The sequence below is a fragment of the Flagellimonas sp. 389 genome, assembly GCF_018449435.1.
Lineage (GTDB): Bacteria > Bacteroidota > Bacteroidia > Flavobacteriales > Flavobacteriaceae > Flagellimonas.
The window spans coordinates 124,011-142,140 of the sequence record NZ_JAHCMU010000012.1 but is presented as its reverse complement, the minus strand read 5'-3'; the positions used below and the strand labels follow the sequence as shown (position 1 = coordinate 142,140).

Genomic DNA, 18,130 nt, shown 5'->3' with positions numbered 1-18,130 from the left:
TTGCACAACAAATAAAACGCATGCCACAAAAACCATCCATACCCAAAGGAACCCGTGATTTTTCCCCAACTGAAGTTACCAAGCGCAACTACATCATGGAAACCATAAAAAGGCATTTTGAGGTTTATGGTTTCCGCCCTATAGAGACACCATCCTTTGAAAATTCGGAAACCTTACTGGGAAAATATGGCGAAGAAGGAGATCGCTTGATTTTTAAGATTTTAAACTCTGGGGATTATATCTCTAAGGTGGATGATGTAACCTACAGTTCAAAAGACTCATCCACATTAACTCCAAAGATTTCGGAAAAAGCACTTCGCTATGATTTGACCGTTCCTTTTGCGCGGTACGTGGTCATGCACCAAAATGAAATTGATTTTCCCTTTAAACGGTATCAAATTCAGCCTGTTTGGCGGGCGGATAGACCACAAAAAGGGCGTTTTCGTGAGTTTTATCAGTGTGATGCCGATGTGGTCGGTTCTAATTCTTTGCTGCAAGAAGTGGAATTGATACAGTTATACGATGCGGTCTTTACCGATTTAAAATTAGCGGATACCACCATAAAAATCAACAATAGAAAAGTATTGTCGGGTATTGCAGAAGTAATTGGGGCAAAGCACTTATTGATTGACTTTACCGTTGCATTGGACAAATTAGACAAAATAGGGGAGGAGGGCGTTAAAAAGGAGATGCTATCCAAGGGCATTTCAGAAACCGCCATTGAAAAAGCAGCTCCATTATTTGCTATGTCAGGCTCTAGCAAAGTACAATTGGAGCAATTGAAAACATTACTTGCTGAATCTGAGGTTGGAATGGACGGAGTAGCGGAATTGGAAGATATCGTGAAACATATTGAAGATCTTGGTTTGCAAACGGCCAAGCTGCAATTGGATGTTACCTTGGCCCGTGGACTCAACTATTACACTGGAGCTATTTTTGAAGTGAGTGCACCGGCAGGAGTAACCATGGGCTCGATTGGTGGTGGAGGTCGTTATGATGATCTGACTGGGATTTTTGGATTAAAGGATGTTAGTGGGGTAGGGATTTCTTTTGGATTAGATCGAATCTATTTGGTTCTGGAAGAGTTGAACCTATTTCCTGATGCGGTCTCGGTCTCTTTGGATGTTCTTTGCCTTAATTTTGGTGAAGCAGAAGCGAAAGCGGCCTTAAAGTTGATTTCCCAGCTACGAAGCAAAGGGGTTAGAGCCGATTTGTATCCTTCTTCCGCAAAAGTCCAGAAGCAATTTAAATACGCAGACCGCAGAAATGTACCGTATGTTATTTTATTGGGGGATAAAGAGCTCTCCGATGGCCATTTTGTGATCAAAAACATGTCCAGCGGTGAACAGAAAACCTACGAATTACAGCATCCTGAAATTTTTGTCAACGAATTAAATCCGTGATTCAATTTCAAGGATCACCTTTTCGTAACGTTCATTGCTATTGGGCACTAAATCCGGATTTTTTTGATGTACCCATTCTTTGAATTGTTCTATGGAAAACCATTTTAATTCTTCTACTTCGGATTCCTGTTTTTGGAGCTTTGTTGTAGCATCTAACTTGCATAGATAGGTATGGTTGTATTCATGGTCCAGAAATGTTTCACTGTGTTTATGCTTTGTTTTAAAAACAGCTATTTTTTCCAGCTCCAGTGTTGATATTTTAAGCCCTATTTCTTCTCGAACTTCTCTAACAGCTGCTTTTTCGAGGGATTCTCCAGCACCTACATGTCCAGCGACAGAGATATCCCATTTTAAGGGGAAGTTCTTTTTGGAACGCCCCCTACGTTGTAGCAAGACCAAGCCATCATTGGAATAACACCATACATGAACGGTTGGATGATACAATCCTTTACGATGTGCTTTCGATTTCAAGCAGGATTTTCCTGTAAACTTTCCATTTTCGTCAAGAATGTCTACTCGCTCATCGTGATCAAGTTTGTCAAGTATCATAATTCCATCAAAATTGGTGAATGATGTCTAAAATAATGAAAATATAAAATCATTTGTTGTGAACAGAAAGCGTATTTTTTAGAAAGGTAATTCTAACACTAAATAGAATTCAAAAGCGCAGCATAATTAAAAAAATAAAAAAACCTTGGTCAAAATTTTTAACTATGGAAGTACAGTGAATTTGTTTTCTGAAGAACCCGACCTGCCGTTTACTGTAACTATGATATTATCAGTGATAGTTTCAGTTAAGACGACTGTTTCAATTTTAGTATTTGAAGCACTTATAACTATTGTTTCTGTGCTACCTATATTTACAGATTGTCCAGAGCCATCAAAATTAAAACCTTCAATTGTGATAACCGTTCCCACTGGTCCGGAAATAGGACTGAAACTAGTTATGATAGGAGTTGTTCTAATATCAGAAACGAAAGGAGCTGGATTATCACCATTGCTACAAGCCAATATGGCCAATATAAAACAGAAAAAAATAAATCTATTCAAAACAAGTATTTTTAGGATTAATACCCGTTAAGTAAAGATGAAAAAAAGAATAATCAGACGCTAAATTGACCGATGCCCTCTTTGACTTGATAAATGATGGTTTTGGAGAAGCAAAGAATTAATATACTGTATTGTCTAATCAAAATAACTAAAGGTTTCCCCCTCTTTTATGGTCAGTAATGTTTCGTAAATCAATCGGATTACATTTTCCACATCATCTTTATGGACCATTTCCACTGTAGTATGCATATATCTGAGCGGTAAGGAAATCAGAGCCGATGCAACGCCACCATTGCTATAGGCAAAGGCGTCCGTATCCGTCCCCGTGTAACGTGATGCAGCTAAACGTTGAAAAGGTATTTCTTTTGCTTCCGCGGTTTCAATGATACGCTCTCTCAATTTGTTCTGTACGGCAGGGGCATAAGAGATTACAGGACCTGAACCCATCCCGGTTTCGCCTTCTTTCTTTTTATCGATCATTGGGGTAGTGGTGTCATGGCAAACGTCCGTTACGATGGCAATGTTGGGTTTTATGGTCTGGGTGATCATTTCGGCACCGCGCAACCCAATTTCTTCCTGTACGGAGTTGGTGATATACAAGCCAAATGGCAATTTCTTTTTGTTTTCATGCAATAGACGTGCAACTTCGGCAATCATAAAACCTCCAGCTCTGTTGTCAATGGCACGACAAACAAACTTGTCTTTGTTCAATACCTGAAATTCATCTGGGTAGGTTATGACACAACCTACATGTACACCCATCTTCTCGACCTCTTCTTTATCTTTTGCACCTATGTCAATAAAAATATTATCGATTTTTGGCGGTTCTTCTTTGCTTCTATTCCTTGTATGTATGGCCGGCCAACCAAAAACACCTTTCACGATACCATTTTTGGTATGGATATTCACCCATTTTGAAGGTGCAATCTGGTGATCGCTCCCTCCATTTCTAATAACATACAATAGGCCGTTATCAGTAATATAGTTAACATACCAGGAAATCTCATCGGAATGTCCTTCAATGACCACTTTAAATTTTGCATCTGGATTAATGACCCCAACAGCAGTACCATAGGTATCGGTAATAAAATCATCCACGTAGGGCTTTAAATAGTCCATCCAAATTTTTTGCCCTTCCCATTCATAACCAGTTGGAGAGGCATTGTTCAGATATTTTTCAAAGAATTTTAAGGATTTGGAAGTAATGATTTTTGATGCGGCCATTTCTATAGTTTAGTCCACAAACATAACAATATTCACTTTTATTTAATAGCCAAATACTGTGTTTATCCTTAATTTTGGCAGGACTTTTGTTAAATAGTACGAATGTTTCGTTACAGCTTTGTTATAATTTTTTCATTGTTTTTTTCACTTGGCTTTTCCCAAGAAGTTGAAAAAGATTCGGTTACTGATTATTATATAAGGTTTGAAGGTGATTCTATTCTTCGTAGCTCTATCGAAATAGGCGAAGTTTATTTGTTTGGTAAACTTGAATTCGCAGACCGAAAAGAGAAATTGCGTTACTACATTCTTAGACGCAAAACCCTAAAAGTATATCCATATGCTAAGCTGGCAGCAGAACGTTTAGTGGAATTGAACGACAGCTTAGGGAAAATCAAAAAGAAACGCCACCGCAAAAAGTATACGAAGACAGTACAAAAGTATATTGAGGGTGAGTTTTCGGAGAAACTGAAGAAGCTAACCCGTACCGAAGGCCAAATATTGATTAAATTGATTTATCGTCAAACAGGAAAGACCGCTTTCAACTTGGTAAAGGAATTACGCAACGGTTGGCGTGCATTTTGGTACAATACTACGGCAAAGGCCTTTAAAATCAGCATAAAAGAAGAATTCCACCCAGACCGTATCCATGAAGATTACTTGATCGAAGACATTTTGCAGCGTGCTTTTGCCGCTCAAAAACTGGAACGACAAGAATCTGTGCTGGATTATGATTATGCACAGTTGAGCAATAAATGGAAGAAAGATTCCAAAAAGAAAAATTAACTTTTCGATTTCTTCCCAAAGATTGCATCCATAAAAATCTTGATGGAATAAAACCCAAAACCGATTGCGACAATGGCCAATAAAAGTCCAATGACCAGTACAGGAACATATGCAGGGTGGTCTTGATTTTTAAAAGCTTGGGATATGACAAAAGGCGCCAAAAACATAAAAGCTACGGTGTAACCAAGAAATTTAAGCCCTTTGATCAGAAGTTCTTTATCCGTTCTCATACAGAACTAAAATAGGAATATTACCTTATATTTAGCAGGTATTTTACAAAAATTGAGCATGGAGATTCTTGTACTGGCCGTAGTTATTCTATTTATTATTCTCGCTACCGTCAGGTTTAAAATGCATCCTGTCTTTTCGTTGACAATAGCCGCAGTATCCACAGGATTTTTACTTGGACTTTCCCCCAAGGATATTATGGATACATTGGGCGAAGGTTTTGGAAAAACACTGTCGAGCATTGGTCTTGTTATTGCTTTTGGAACAGTTATCGGCATTTATCTGGAGCGAACCGGGAGTACAAAGGTATTGGCAAATTACGTTTTAAAATTGGTGGGATTGAAAAGGTCGCCGCTAGCCATTAATTTAGCGGGCTATTTGATTTCAATTCCAGTTTTTTGTGACTCTGGATTTATCATCCTCTCGTCTTTGAACAAAGCCATCAGCAAGAAAACAGGAATTCCCGTGCTGGTTTTTGCGATATCCCTTGCAACCGGATTGTACGCAGCACATGTGTTTGTTCCGCCAACGCCAGGTCCTTTGGCCGCAGCAGCAATTTTGGAAGCTGATTTGGGAATGGTCTTGATTTTTGGACTGTTGGTTTCGGTACCCGTGTCGTTGACAGGGTATTTTTGGGCACGGTTTATTGGAAAATCCCTAAAGGAAGAAGTTACCGACAAAGTCGTTGCCGCCGATGATGCTCAGAAGGATTTTGGCATTACACCTTTTCAGGCTTTTTTGCCGCTTATCGTACCCATTGTTCTTATAGCCATGAAGTCAATTGTAAGCTACCCCACATACCCATTGGGAAAGGAACTTGTTTTTGATGTTTTCAATTTTTTGGGCAATCCTATCATTGCACTTTTGGCAGGGGTTCTATTGGCTGTTTCGTTGGGGCGAAAAGTACCTGCAAAGCAAAAGAAGGGCTGGGTTACCGAAGCCTTTAAACAAGCGGGGCTCATTGTATTGATAACAGGTGCCGGGGGAGCTTTTGGAGCTATTTTACGGACAATTGATATTGCTTCGGTGATTAATTTCGAATCCAGCTCTGGGATTGGTGGTCTTTTGATAGCTTTCGTTATTGCCATGGTGCTCAAAACGGCGCAGGGATCTTCTACGGTAGCTATTATTACTACCTCGGCCATCATAGCGCCCTTATTGGAGACTTTTGGTTTGGTCGGAGCTACGGATAAGGCATTTGCGGTATTGGCCATAGGAGCTGGGGCCATGACCGTATCCCATATCAACGATAGTTATTTTTGGGTGGTTTCGCAGTTTTCCAATATTGATGTAAAGAACGCTTTGAAAGGACACACTTTGGGAACTCTTTTACAAGGAGTGGTAGGGATAACGTTGATTTTGTTGTTATATCAAGTTTTATAATAGCAAAATAGAAACTGATCAAAACCTAAAATTATAGGTCACCGCAGGAATAATCCCGAATATCGAAGTCCTGAGTGCTTCATTTCTACCACTGTCCTCATTTTCCCTGAAGTTGATAGAAGCCGCATTCATACGATTATAAGCATTGTAGATACTAAACACCCATTCCGATTGCACCTTTTTTCTTTTATTTCTTTTTGGAGTCAATGTTGCCGAAATGTCCAGTCTATGGTAGGCGGGTAAACGCTCTACATTACGTTCTCCAAAAAATGGAATGGTAATCCCTTGAAACTCAAATTGGCCTATGGGATAATTTGTAGGTTGGCCTGTTTGGTATACAAAGTTTGCATTAAAGTTCCATTTCTCGTTTATATCAAAACTACCGAATACCGAAATATCATGGGTTTTGTCATAAGGCGTATTGTACCATTTCCCTGAATTAATACCGGTTTCCAATGGTGATATTCCGTTCGTTTCTGTTGAGGTTCTTGCAGGTGTCCTCTGCTCTGATTTTGAAAGTGTGTAGGCCAACCACCCCTTAAAACGCCCTTCGTTCTTTCTAAATAAGATTTCCAACCCATAAGCGCGGGCTTCTCCATTTAAGATTACTTGTTCAATGGCATTATTTGCAATCAAGTTTGCACCATCTATATAATCGATTCTATTTTGGATATCCTTATAAAACAACTCGGTTTCCAAGGCGAATACGCCATCTTTTATATTCTGAAAATAGCCTATGGCATATTGGTCCAGTAATTGTGGCTCAACAAATGGACCACTGGGAGTCCATACATCTAAGGGAGTAGGGGAGTTGGTATTGGAAAGTAAATGTAAGTATTGTGCTAATCGCGTATAGCTTGCCTTTACGGAACTTTTTCCGTTAAAATTATAGGATAACGATATCCTTGGTTCAAAATTGGTAAACGTATCTAAGCTGTTGCCCCGGCTGGAACTTATGGTATCTGTGGGTGTTCCTTCTCTATATATCCCAATGGAAGGATCAAAAATGACGGCATTGTCATTTTCGTAAACAAAAAATTCATCTTGCCCCAATCGGTTAAAATGACTGACCCGAAGCCCATAGTTAAGGCTCAGCCTTTCTGAGACTTTGTGCTGCACATCAACATAGGCTGCAGCTTCATTTGCATATTTTTTTGTAAGCTGGTCTGCGACTATTCCCGAATCTTCCCTGTTCGGTTTTATTTCACCGGGATTGAATACATAGTATATATTGTTCAATCCATAATTCAACTGAAACTTATCGTTGATATAATGTTTGAGGTCATACTTTAGATTGAAATTTTGAATCCCCGAATCCCATTCAAAACCTACAAAATCGAGTTCTAGGCCATAGAAATAATCGGAATAGATTATGGACAGGTTCGAAAACAATTTGTCCGAGAACAAATGGTTCCATCTAAAGTTCCCTACGGCATTACCGTAGGTATTTACAAAGCTGTCATTGATGCTGAACAAATCACGCCCAAAATAACCCGATAAAAATATGTTGTTCCTATCGTTGATCTTATGGTTGATTTTGGTATTCAGGTCATAGAAGTAGGCTTTGTTGTCAATATCAAAAAACGGTAAAAACAAGTGTGCATATGAAGCCCTGCCACCTGCCAAGAAAGCCGTTCTATCCTTGATAATCGGGCCTTCCACGAGCAGTCTGCTGGCCACGGCACCAATTCCACCGTTTACCTTAAATTCCTTACTGTTGCCTTCCTTTTGAAATATTTCCAAAACAGACGAAAGTCTTCCGCCATACCTAGCGGGGATACCTCCTTTAAACAGTTTTACATCTTTTATGGCATCTGGGTTAAAAACCGAAAAGAACCCAAAAAGATGAGATGAGTTAAATACGATGGCTTCATCCAATAGAATAAGATTTTGGTCCGCTGCACCACCACGCACGTTAAATCCTGAAGAAGCTTCACCAGCATTGGAAACACCAGGTAATAAAAGTAGCGACTTGATGACATCCGCCTCGCCCAGTACCACGGGTATTTGTTTTATGGTCTGCACCGCAAGGGTATTTACGCTCATTTGAGGTTTTACAATATCCAAACGCTCTGGATTTTCAGAAACGATAACTTCGTCCAGTTGTTCCGCTTCTTCATTGAGCTCAAAGTCTTTTTTTATATTAAGGGATAGGTTTATAGTCTCACGAACCTCCTGAAAACCCAAATAGCTAACAATAACTTCATACTCACCTTGTGGCAGTGTGATGGAGTAAAACCCATACTCGTTGGTGGTTACACCTGTTTTTAACTCTGGAAACGCTATGGTTACTCCTATTAGGGTCTCATTACTGCTAGCTTCTGTAATGGTGCCACTTAACGTAAATCTATTTTGTGCCTGTAAAGAGATAGCGCTAATCAGCAAGGAAAGAAAAAGAAACAATTGCCTTTTGGACATTTTACGTTTTTTCGATGTTTTGAATGAAACAGGGCGATTTATAGAAAAAGAGATATCTAATTTCATTCAACGGTCAATAATTCAGTGTCAAACTCACTCAGGTTAAAATAGCCAAAAGGGAAATTTTCCGGGGTTGTCGTATTTAGGATATTACCTTTAACGGTAGCTGGAGGAGTTGCAAAAGGGCCACCGCCACTTTCTCCAGATTGTACCAAAGCTAGGTCAACGTAATCTGCAAAATTTTTATCAATCCCTAATAGTGTTATCGTGAGCAAATCGCCAGGTTCAACATCTTCATAGAAATATGAAAATGTAATATCACTACCTTCAAAAAATTCATCATCGACAACCAAAAAGTTGTCAAACCCAAAAGAGAACAAATAGTAGTTGCGTTCGTTTGGGGTATCTGTAAATGTGATGACCACTTCGGTCTCTTCTTCCTCATCGAACAAAAAACCGTCTCCTTGTACAGCGCTACTAATGACCGGGGCTGGTATCAACTGTTGTGTTGCTGTGTAGGTTTCTCCATCGTAATTCACAATAAGGGTATATTCCCTATCAAACTCCAAATCAGGAAACCCATTTTGAAAAACACCTGGGTCACTTTCTACTAGGGGAAAAGATTGTCCATTTTCTTCGTCTATAATGGTTACCGTTGCATTCTCTGCAGGCGGTATTTCATCTTGAAGAAAAGGTGCTGTAAGGGTAAGTTTTACCTGTCCAATAGTGATTGGGTCTCCATTGTTTTGGTTATAGCCTATTATGGCGTCTATGACCAATCTAGGTTCAGAAGTTGGCAACTCTATATCGATTACTTCTTCACAACTCGCTAGTAGAAATAATAATAGTAGGGGGTATATGCTGTTTTTCAAAGTGTTAAAGTTGCTTTTTGGGGTCTAAAATAGACAATCATACTATTAAACTATCTGGTTTAACAGTTTCTTAATCCTTAATTGTGAAAAATCAAGAAATAGCCTCTAAAATGGTATTGAACGTCTTACTTGGTCGCATTGCTTTTGATGCCAAATCCGAATCGGGAAGATAATATCCACCAATATCAACAGAAACACCTTGTGCATCTATTAATTCTGAAGTGATTTTATCTTGGTTAGCATCAAGGGACTCATACACCTTGGTAAAAGAGGATTTAAGCTCTTTATCTTCATTCTGGTTAGCCAGTTCTTCTGCCCAGTACAATGCCAGATAAAAATGACTTCCCCGTGTATCCAGTTCGTTCACTTTTCTTGAAGGAGATTTATCGTTGTCCAAGAATTTCTCTGTTGCATTGTCCAAAGCTTCTGCCAATACCAAAGCTTTTTTATTCTGATTTTTTTCGCCGTAGTGTTCCAAGGAAACACCAAGTGCCAAAAATTCACCTAGGGAATCCCATCTTAGGTGTCCTTCTTCCAAAAACTGCTGTACATGTTTTGGTGCAGATCCACCAGCACCTGTTTCAAACAGGCCACCACCGTTCATCAACGGAACTATGGATAGCATTTTTGCACTGGTACCAACTTCCAGAATTGGGAAGAGGTCAGTAAGGTAATCGCGTAGCACATTTCCAGAGACTGAGATAGTGTCTTTTCCATCCTTTATGCGTTCCAGAGTGAATTTGGTAGCATCAGTGGGGGATAGAATACGTAAATCCAATCCTTCTGTATCATGAAGCTTCAGATATTCGGTTACTTTACCAATTAATTCAGCGTCATGGGCTCTTTCTTCATCCAACCAAAATACAGCAGGTGTGTTGGTCGCTCGAGCTCTGGTAACAGCTAGTTTTACCCAATCTTGGATGGGAGCATCTTTAACTTGGCACATTCTCCAGATATCCCCTTGCTCAACGTTATGCTGTAGTAAAACTTCATTGGTCGTTGTACTGACCACGCGAACTGTTCCAGAATTTTGTATCTCGAAAGTTTTATCATGGGAGCCATATTCTTCCGCTTTTTGGGCCATTAGTCCTACATTGGGAACGGTTCCCATGGTTGTGGGGTCGAAAGCGCCATGTTCTTTGCAAAAGTCTATGGTAGCTTGATAAATTCCTGCGTAGCTACTATCAGGAATAATGGCTTTCGTATCTTGAGGTTGTCCATTTTTGTCCCACATCTTTCCAGAGTTTCTAATCATTGCTGGCATGGAAGCATCGATAATGATGTCACTGGGGACATGAAGATTGGTTACTCCTTTATCTGAATTCACCATGGCCAAAGCTGGACCATTTTCGATATTTTCAGCAACTACAGCTTCAATCTCTTTTCGTTTTGCTTCGGGCAACTTGTGCAATTTATCAAGCAGACTTTCTAAACCATTATTGGGATTTATTCCTAAATCTTCTAAAGCATCACCATATTTTTCAAAGAGATCAGCGAAATAAGCTTTTAATGCATGACCGAATATAATTGGATCGGACACCTTCATCATAGTGGCCTTAAAGTGTAGGGAAAGTAAAAGACCATCCTTTTTTGCGGCTGCCACTTCATGGGTTAAAAAATCAACAAGTGCGCGTTTGCTCATGACCGTAGCATCGATTATTTCCCCTTTTTGAAGCGGAGTGCTCTCTTTTAGTACAGTCGCTTCGCCATTGGCATTGACCAGTTCAATACGCACATCATCAACATTCTTTAAAGTCAAGGATTTTTCATTGTGTTTAAAATCTCCTTCTGACATTGTGGCCACATGGGTTTTGGATTGCGATGACCATTCGCCCATGCTGTGGGGATTCTTTTTTGCGTAATTTTTAATTGCTTTTGGCGCTCTTCTATCGGAGTTTCCTTCGCGCAACACAGGGTTTACGGCACTTCCCTTTATTTTATCATACCTGGACTTAACGGTCTTCTCGTTTTCGGTATTTGGCTCGTCTGGATAGTTGGGTACGTTGAATCCTTTTTGTTGAAGTTCCGCAATGGCTTCTTTTAGTTGTGGAATGGATGCACTTATGTTTGGTAATTTGATAATATTGGCTTCCGGGGTCTTTGCTAAACTGCCCAATTTGGCCAAATCATCCGATATTTTTTGGTTATCGTCCAAAAACTCGGGAAATACAGCTGCTATTCTACCTGCAAGCGAAATATTTTTGGTCTCTATGTCTATATTGGCGGTATTTGTAAATGCTTTTACTATTGGTAAAAAAGATAATGTTGCCAAGGCTGGCGCTTCGTCAGTTTTTGTGTAGAAAATTTTAGCCATTAAGGTGTTTTTATTTGAGCGGTGCAAATATACAATTTATGGCTGTTGGAAGTGTAAGGGATTTAACTTAAAGTGTGAATTTAGAAGAGCCCAAATAACAAAAGCCATATCTATGTGTGAACATTGATATGGCTTTCTGAAAAGAGCTAAAAGATTTTTATTTGCTTTTCAACAAATTCGCAACCATTGATTGCATCCGTTGCTCTTTTAACGTTTATTTCGCAAAATATCTTTAATTATTAAATCAAACTACATTTTACGAAACAGGTCTGTTATTTTCTAAATTTTATCAAAACAGAAAATTGCTCTTCTGTCCGCACATAAAATTTATTATCCCATAATTAGATTAACCTAAGTTTATCTAAATATGAAACTTCTTTTTCGATTAGTAGTGTTACCAACTAAAAAGGAAAATATCAGTTTTAAAGAACGTTAACTCTAAAAGAATAAGGAGTAGAAATACATCCCTTGCTTATTCTTTTACTAAATTAAAATAAAGTAGGAGGTATGCAAACTTTATAAGCGATTAAAAATCAACAGACTATGAACTTTGGTTATTAACAATTGTTCATAAAAAAAGCACCTGTTACAGGTGCTTTTTATTACGTATAGGATTATTGAGTTATCCTCTTATCTCTTTAATACGGGCTTTTTTACCTGTAAGCTCTCTAAAGTAGAAGATTCTAGATCTACGTACCTTACCTTTTTTGTTTACTTCAATTTTTTGAAGCGCTGGCATGTTTACTGGGAAAATTCTTTCCACACCAACAGTACCTGACATTTTTCTAATAGTGAATGTTTCTGTAGCTCCAGTCCCTCTTCGTTGTATTACAACTCCTTTAAAGAACTGTGTACGGGTTTTTTCACCTTCCTTAATTTCATAGTAAACAGTTATCGTGTCACCAGAAGAAAATTTTGGAAAATCTTTTTTTGGAACAAATTCGTCTTCAACAAATTTTATTAAGGATTCCATGGTATGTTTTTTTATCGTTTAACAAGATTAACTTTCACGGACATCGTCAGAGGTTAATTTTGAGATTGCAAAAATAGTGCAATATTTAGAATTGACAAGATGTTTTTAAATTTTTAAATGGTTATGCTACAGGTTTTGTTTTGTTGACATACATCACCCCGTAAGTTAATAGCCCGGCAGCAAACAGAACATAGGGGAGTGGTGTCAAAACTGCGGTCATTTTACTGAACAGCAAAATAGCATCTGTCCCATAATGTCCAGCAATCATGTTTCCTGCAAAGTTTCCTATCAAAAAGAGCAGGGAAAGAATGCTTGCGACCAACATGAGAATAGTGCCCGTGTTTTTCTGTTTGGTGACCAAAACAATACAACCTATAATAACAACCAGTTGTGCAAGTGCGTTCAGAATGCCTCCAATGGCATAAAATAGCGTGTGAGAATTTTCCATATCAGTTTAATAAATCTGGTCTTAGTTTTTCAGTTCGCTCCAAAGCTTTTTCTTCGCGCCATTTCTCTATTTTTGGGAAATCACCGCTTAGCAACACTTCAGGTACAGTTGTGCCTTTATAATTAGATGGTCTAGTATAAACAGGTGGCGCCAATAAATTATCTTGAAATGTGTCTGTTAATGCTGAGGTTTCATCATTGAGGACTCCTGGCAATAATCGTATAACAGCATCACAAAAGACTGCGGCCGCCAACTCCCCACCTGACAGTACGTAATCACCTATGGAAATTTCTCTTGTTATGAACATATCACGTACCCTTTGGTCAACTCCTTTGTAATGGCCGCATAGGATTATGATATTTTTTTTTAGGGATATCTCGTTGGAAACGGCTTGATTCAGTGTACTTCCGTCTGGTGTCATATAGATGATTTCATCGTACTCCCGTTCTTCCTTTAATCCAGTAATACACCTGTCTATGGGCTCTACCATTAAAACCATTCCCGCACCCCCACCAAATTGATAGTCGTCCACTTGCTTGTAATTGCCCGTTGAGTAATCCCTTAAATTATGGAAATGTACTTCGACCAGCCCCTTTTCTATAGCTCTTTTTAAGATTGAAGCTTCAAAAGGACTTTTTAATAGTTCTGGCAAAACCGTGATAATATCTATCCGCATGGCTATCTTAGAAATTCATCAAAAATAAGGGTTATTGTGCAATAGTATTTTTCCAAAAGTAATGAAAGCAGTCATTATCTTTTTTCCATTCTAAGCGTTCATATAATTTTTGTGCTGGATTATCTGTAGCGGTCTCCAGTGCCAAGCCTTTATAATTCTTTTTGGCACAATGGATTTTTGCATGGTTTAGTAGTGCTTCTCCCACTCCTTATTTTCTGTGCGCTTGTGCTACAAATAAATCATTCAAAATATAATAAGGTTGCAATGATACCGATGAAAAGGTTTTGTAGAGTTGGGTAAATCCAATCATCTCCCCTTCACTAATTGCTACAAAAATGATTGATTCGTTGTTGCGCAAACGCGCTTCAAGAAAAGCTCTGGAGGCACTTAAGTCTGTTTCTTGTTTGTAGAATATTCGGTATTCATTGAATAACGGAGCGATAAACGCTACATCTGATAGGGTTGCTCTTTTAACTTTCATCACATAAAATAGTTATAATCGTAAAGCTAAAGATTTCCTATTATATTTTTTTGATAAGGATATCAATGAAAAAACTCCCTAAAAAAGGGAGTTTTTGGTTTACTTTTTTTGCTTGTTCAGCTCGTCTTGTAATTGACGACTGATTTTTTGTTCACGTTCCAGTGCACGGCGTCTATGTTCTTCGTATTCTTTTTCTACATCGGCAAGTGCCGTTTTTGCCTGATGGGTTAAAAAGTTACTGTTTCTAAATCTGTAGATAAAAAACAACAAGAATAATAACAATGCGAAAATAATTGACCAAAGTATTAGGTTATACGTTCCCTTGCTCACCAAAGCCCCAAAAAACGACATGCTGTCTTTTTCTTCGGTAACGGTCTCTAAATTATTGGTAGTCTCTTGAAGCTGGGAATTTAACTCTTCTATTTTTGAGTTATTGCTTTCTATGGTAGCGGATAAGTTTTTTATTGATGTGTTGGCACTATTAATGGAATCGAAAATATTCTCCTTGATTCTGGCCAAGTCCCCTATGCGTACAACTTCGTAACGAACACCGTTTGCCCTGTAATTACCCGATTTTTTTTCAAGTTGTTGAAATTGTCCAACAAGCGTATTGTCAGAACTGGATTCCGATTCGTTGTCTTGGGCTAAAATTGGTAAAAAAGTGATTAGTAAGGTAAGGGTGAAAAATACTTGTAAACGTTTCATGATAAATATTGCGTATAAATTTAGATTGAGGGAACTGCGAAATTACACGAATAAAGTTAAGATTGAAAAGAAAAATCTTTTAATAAAAATTATATGCAAAGATTTAGGCTTTAATAATAGGTATAGCGCCTTACTTTGGCAATGTATTTTGCCAATCGGATTACTTGGTGTGAATAGCCATACTCATTGTCGTACCAAATATAAAGTACCAAACTTTTCCCGTCTGCGGACACTAGGGTAGCCTTACTGTCATAGATGGAAGGTGCAGAGGCGCCCACAATGTCCGATGATACCAATTCATTACTTAAAGAATACTGAATTTGTTCCACAAGGTCGCCCTCAAGGGCATACTTCTTTAAAATGGTATTGATACTTTCCTTGGAGGTCTTGTTCTTTACTTCAAGATTAAGGATTGCCAGTGAACCATTGGGGACCGGAACTCGAATGGCATTGGATGTTAATTTTCCTTTTAACGAAGGTAATGCTTTGGCAACTGCTGCTCCCGCACCGGTTTCGGTTATGACCATATTTAGCGCAGCGGCCCTACCTCTACGGTACTTGCTGTGCATGTTATCAACCAAATTTTGATCATTTGTATAGGCATGAATGGTCTCTAAATGTCCCTTTTTTATCCCAAGCGAATCTTCAATGACTTTTAATATTGGCGTTATGGCATTGGTGGTGCAGGATGCTGCCGAAAATATTTTTGTCTTATCCGGGTCAAAATCTTTTTGGTTTACGCCGTGCACTATATTTGGGACTTCTTTGCCCGGCGCAGTTAGCAATACCCTGCTTGCTCCTTTAGCTTCCAAATGTCTGGAAAGTGCTGCTTTATCTCTAAAAGCACCTGTATTGTCAATAATAAGTGCATTATAGATTCCAAATTGTGTATAATCCAAAGCTTCAGGTTTGTCTGCGCTAATGAACAGAACTGTTGTGCCATTTACGATCAAGGCATTTTTTTTCTCATCAACATCTACGGTACCCATAAACTGTCCGTGTACGGAATCGGTTTTTAACAACGCTGCTCTTTTTTCCAAGACCTCTTTGTTGATCAATCCCCTAACCACAACGGCCCTAAGTCTCAACTGGCTACCTCTTCCGGTTTTGGCAACTAACTCCCTGGCAACTAATCGGCCAATTCTACCAAACCCATAAAGCACAACATCTTTCGGTTTTATTTCTTTGGATGCTTGGGCATCTTTGAGTTTTTCCAAAACGAATGACTTAACATTCAGGTGATTGTTGTCGTCCGAATGGTATTCGTAGGTCAACTTGCCAATATCCAATTTTGAAGGAGGTAAGTTGATATCGTTAATGGCCCTAAGAATTTCAACTGAATCAAAGATTGAAATCGGTTTTTGTACAAATTCCCCGGCGTATTCATGGAGATTGATAATATCGCTTACATTTTTATCTATAATTTGATTTTTGAAGAGTACCACTTCAATTGCTTTGTCATACCAAAGGTCACTGATAATTTTTATGAATTCCGTAGTAGCTTTTCTTCTATCTGCTTGGAATGCAAGTTCTTTCTCGTAAGACTTAATATCACTCATATCTATCGGTTGGAGATGTTGTTTTTTTAAATGCTCGGCAAAATTAGATATTTCAAACGTTTTCGTAAAAGATTTTGCGCATAAAAATAGCACCCAATTTTGGGTGCTATTTTTCATTCATATTTATTTATACGTTTTATTGAAGTATAAGACGTTCTTTTTCACCTTTCTCGTTGATCATGGTAAAACTTGTTCTACCATATCTGGAAATTTCATCAAAAAGCTCCTTAGCATCTTCAATATTACTTATTGGTTTATCGTCCACTTCCGTAATTACCTTGTTCTTTAAATCGTAACGGTTATAACCTTCAGGTACATCAGTGATCTTGACTCCCTTGCTTACCCCGTAAGTCTTTTTATCTTTTTTGGATAAATTCTTTACCGTAAAACCAACAGTGGGCAATTGAACGGTCTGTTGTTTTTTAAGGGTTACCTTCTTTGTAATTCTTTTGCCATCTCTATCTACCACAACTTCAATAGTGTCATCCGGTCTTTTTGAAGACAGGTACCCGGTAAGCTCAGAAAATTTACGCACAAGCACATTATCAACTTTTTTGATAATATCACCTGATTGTAATCCAGCTGCTTCCGCTCCGGAGTCTTCTTCAATTTGAGAAATGTAGACTCCCTCAATTTCGTTCAATCCCATTTCAATAGCTTGTCTAGAATTTACGTTTGCAGCAGAGATGCCCAATAGTCCTCTTTGCACATTGCCAAACTCCATGATGTCTTCTACCACCTTTTTAGCGATATTGCTAGGTACTGCAAACGAGTATCCTACATAAGAACCTGTTTGTGAGGTGATGGCCGTATTTATACCAATTAGATCACCATTCGTATTGACCAATGCGCCACCGCTATTACCAGGGTTCACGGCTGCATCCGTTTGGATAAAGGATTGATTTCTGCCCAACGATCTTGCTTTGGCACTTACAATTCCTGCGGTTACCGTTGAAGTCAAGCTAAAGGGGTTTCCAACAGCAAGCACCCATTCACCGATCTTGGCATTGTCCGAATCACCAAAAGCTAGATAAGGCAGTGCTTTTTCCACATCAATTTTTAAAAGTGCTATGTCGGAGCTTGCATCAGCGCCAATGACCGTGGCATCGTACGTCTTGTTATTGTTCAGGGTTATTTCCAATTGACTGGCCTTAGCAATAACATGATTATTGGTGACGATATAGCCATCAGGTGAAATAATTACACCAGAACCCGTACCTACTTGTGGGGTTTGTTGACGTTCAAACCCATAAAAGAAATCGGCTATGCTATTGGAGCCTTTATTTAAGGTTACGTTTTTAACATGTACTACCGCATTTACAGTTTTTTCTGCTGCAATGGTAAAGTCAACTTCATTTATTCCCGCTCCTTTGGCAGATGCTGTTAGACCACTGGTACTTATAAAAGGTGTTTCTTGGTTTTCCGCAACCCATTTATACGTATCTTTTTCAAAAAATAATTTGTAAGCTCCCAATGTTATTGCACCTGCAAAAACGGATACCAAGAGTAAATTGGCAATTCTTTTCATAATTCTATAAAAATTTAACTTTTTCAATTAACAAAACTAATTCAATTCATTTTTGGCTTCATCAGTTTAACTCGCTTTTAACTAC

Annotated in this window: 18 protein-coding genes; 3 read left to right on the top strand and 15 right to left on the bottom strand. The window is 38.6% G+C overall.

Annotation, left to right across the window (positions count from 1 at the left end):
• The first annotated feature begins 20 nt into the window (after positions 1–20).
• A complete protein-coding gene (gene hisS / locus KIM67_RS12030) occupies positions 21–1,403 on the top strand; it encodes a histidine--tRNA ligase (RefSeq protein WP_213831664.1) in 1,383 nt (460 codons plus the stop codon).
• Here the strand turns inward: hisS and KIM67_RS12025 are convergent.
• From KIM67_RS12025 to KIM67_RS12015, 3 genes are all read right to left on the bottom strand, one after another.
• Entirely contained in the window at positions 1,392–1,952 is a 561-nt protein-coding gene (locus tag KIM67_RS12025; RefSeq protein ID WP_213831659.1) for an NUDIX domain-containing protein, read from the bottom strand. The two genes, hisS and KIM67_RS12025, sit on opposite strands and share 12 nt — an antisense overlap.
• A gap of 162 nt (positions 1,953–2,114) precedes the next feature.
• A complete protein-coding gene (locus tag KIM67_RS12020; protein ID WP_213831658.1) occupies positions 2,115–2,453 on the bottom strand; it encodes an IPT/TIG domain-containing protein in 339 nt (112 codons plus the stop codon).
• Positions 2,454–2,588: 135 nt separating this feature from the next.
• Complete coding sequence (locus KIM67_RS12015; protein ID WP_213831657.1) at positions 2,589–3,677, bottom strand: M42 family metallopeptidase; 1,089 nt, start codon at positions 3,675–3,677, stop codon at positions 2,589–2,591.
• Positions 3,678–3,779: 102 nt separating this feature from the next.
• Here KIM67_RS12015 and KIM67_RS12010 point away from each other — a divergent pair, with 102 nt between their 5' ends.
• Positions 3,780–4,460 carry a DUF4294 domain-containing protein gene (locus tag KIM67_RS12010; RefSeq protein WP_213831656.1) on the top strand — a complete coding sequence of 227 codons (681 nt, stop codon included), beginning with the start codon at positions 3,780–3,782 and terminating at the stop codon, positions 4,458–4,460.
• Here KIM67_RS12010 and KIM67_RS12005 read toward each other — a convergent pair.
• The gene (locus tag KIM67_RS12005) at positions 4,457–4,690 is read right to left on the bottom strand and encodes a DUF6095 family protein (RefSeq protein WP_213831654.1); all 234 of its coding nucleotides are present in this window, start codon (positions 4,688–4,690) and stop codon (positions 4,457–4,459) included. The genes KIM67_RS12010 and KIM67_RS12005 overlap by 4 nt on opposite strands.
• Positions 4,691–4,748: 58 nt before the next feature.
• On the opposite strand from KIM67_RS12005, the gene KIM67_RS12000 reads away from it, so the two are divergent.
• The gene (locus KIM67_RS12000; RefSeq protein ID WP_213831652.1) at positions 4,749–6,071 is read left to right on the top strand and encodes a GntP family permease; all 1,323 of its coding nucleotides are present in this window, start codon (positions 4,749–4,751) and stop codon (positions 6,069–6,071) included.
• A gap of 18 nt (positions 6,072–6,089) precedes the next feature.
• On the opposite strand, the gene KIM67_RS11995 is transcribed toward KIM67_RS12000, so the two are convergent.
• From KIM67_RS11995 to KIM67_RS11950, 11 genes are all read right to left on the bottom strand, one after another.
• Positions 6,090–8,489, bottom strand: a complete 2,400-nt coding sequence (locus tag KIM67_RS11995) for a TonB-dependent receptor (RefSeq protein ID WP_213831651.1) — start codon at positions 8,487–8,489, stop codon at positions 6,090–6,092.
• Positions 8,490–8,551: 62 nt separating this feature from the next.
• Entirely contained in the window at positions 8,552–9,361 is an 810-nt protein-coding gene (locus tag KIM67_RS11990; RefSeq protein WP_213831650.1) for a DUF4249 family protein, read from the bottom strand.
• A 91-nt stretch (positions 9,362–9,452) separates the two neighbouring features.
• Positions 9,453–11,675 carry an NADP-dependent isocitrate dehydrogenase gene (locus KIM67_RS11985; RefSeq protein WP_213831647.1) on the bottom strand — a complete coding sequence of 741 codons (2,223 nt, stop codon included), beginning with the start codon at positions 11,673–11,675 and terminating at the stop codon, positions 9,453–9,455.
• A gap of 622 nt (positions 11,676–12,297) precedes the next feature.
• Positions 12,298–12,648, bottom strand: a complete 351-nt coding sequence (gene rplS / locus KIM67_RS11980) for a 50S ribosomal protein L19 (protein WP_163418607.1) — start codon at positions 12,646–12,648, stop codon at positions 12,298–12,300.
• Between the two features lie 121 nt (positions 12,649–12,769).
• On the bottom strand, positions 12,770–13,096 hold the full coding sequence (locus tag KIM67_RS11975; RefSeq protein ID WP_163418608.1) for a hypothetical protein: 327 nt from the start codon (positions 13,094–13,096) through the stop codon (positions 12,770–12,772).
• Position 13,097: 1 nt separating this feature from the next.
• The gene (gene trmD, locus KIM67_RS11970; protein WP_213831645.1) at positions 13,098–13,772 is read right to left on the bottom strand and encodes a tRNA (guanosine(37)-N1)-methyltransferase TrmD; all 675 of its coding nucleotides are present in this window, start codon (positions 13,770–13,772) and stop codon (positions 13,098–13,100) included.
• A gap of 31 nt (positions 13,773–13,803) precedes the next feature.
• Positions 13,804–13,977, bottom strand: coding sequence for an N-acetyltransferase (locus tag KIM67_RS18630; RefSeq protein ID WP_250149249.1), 174 nt, complete (start codon positions 13,975–13,977; stop codon positions 13,804–13,806).
• Positions 13,978–13,980: 3 nt separating this feature from the next.
• Positions 13,981–14,253: a GNAT family N-acetyltransferase gene (locus tag KIM67_RS18625; RefSeq protein ID WP_250149248.1), complete on the bottom strand. Its 273-nt coding sequence runs from the start codon at positions 14,251–14,253 to the stop codon at positions 13,981–13,983.
• A 99-nt stretch (positions 14,254–14,352) separates the two neighbouring features.
• Positions 14,353–14,958, bottom strand: coding sequence for a tRNA (guanine-N1)-methyltransferase (locus tag KIM67_RS11960; protein WP_213831644.1), 606 nt, complete (start codon positions 14,956–14,958; stop codon positions 14,353–14,355).
• Between the two features lie 110 nt (positions 14,959–15,068).
• Positions 15,069–16,517: a glyceraldehyde-3-phosphate dehydrogenase gene (locus KIM67_RS11955; RefSeq protein ID WP_213831642.1), complete on the bottom strand. Its 1,449-nt coding sequence runs from the start codon at positions 16,515–16,517 to the stop codon at positions 15,069–15,071.
• A 136-nt stretch (positions 16,518–16,653) separates the two neighbouring features.
• A complete protein-coding gene (locus KIM67_RS11950) occupies positions 16,654–18,045 on the bottom strand; it encodes a trypsin-like peptidase domain-containing protein (protein ID WP_213831640.1) in 1,392 nt (463 codons plus the stop codon).
• Positions 18,046–18,130 lie beyond the last annotated feature (85 nt).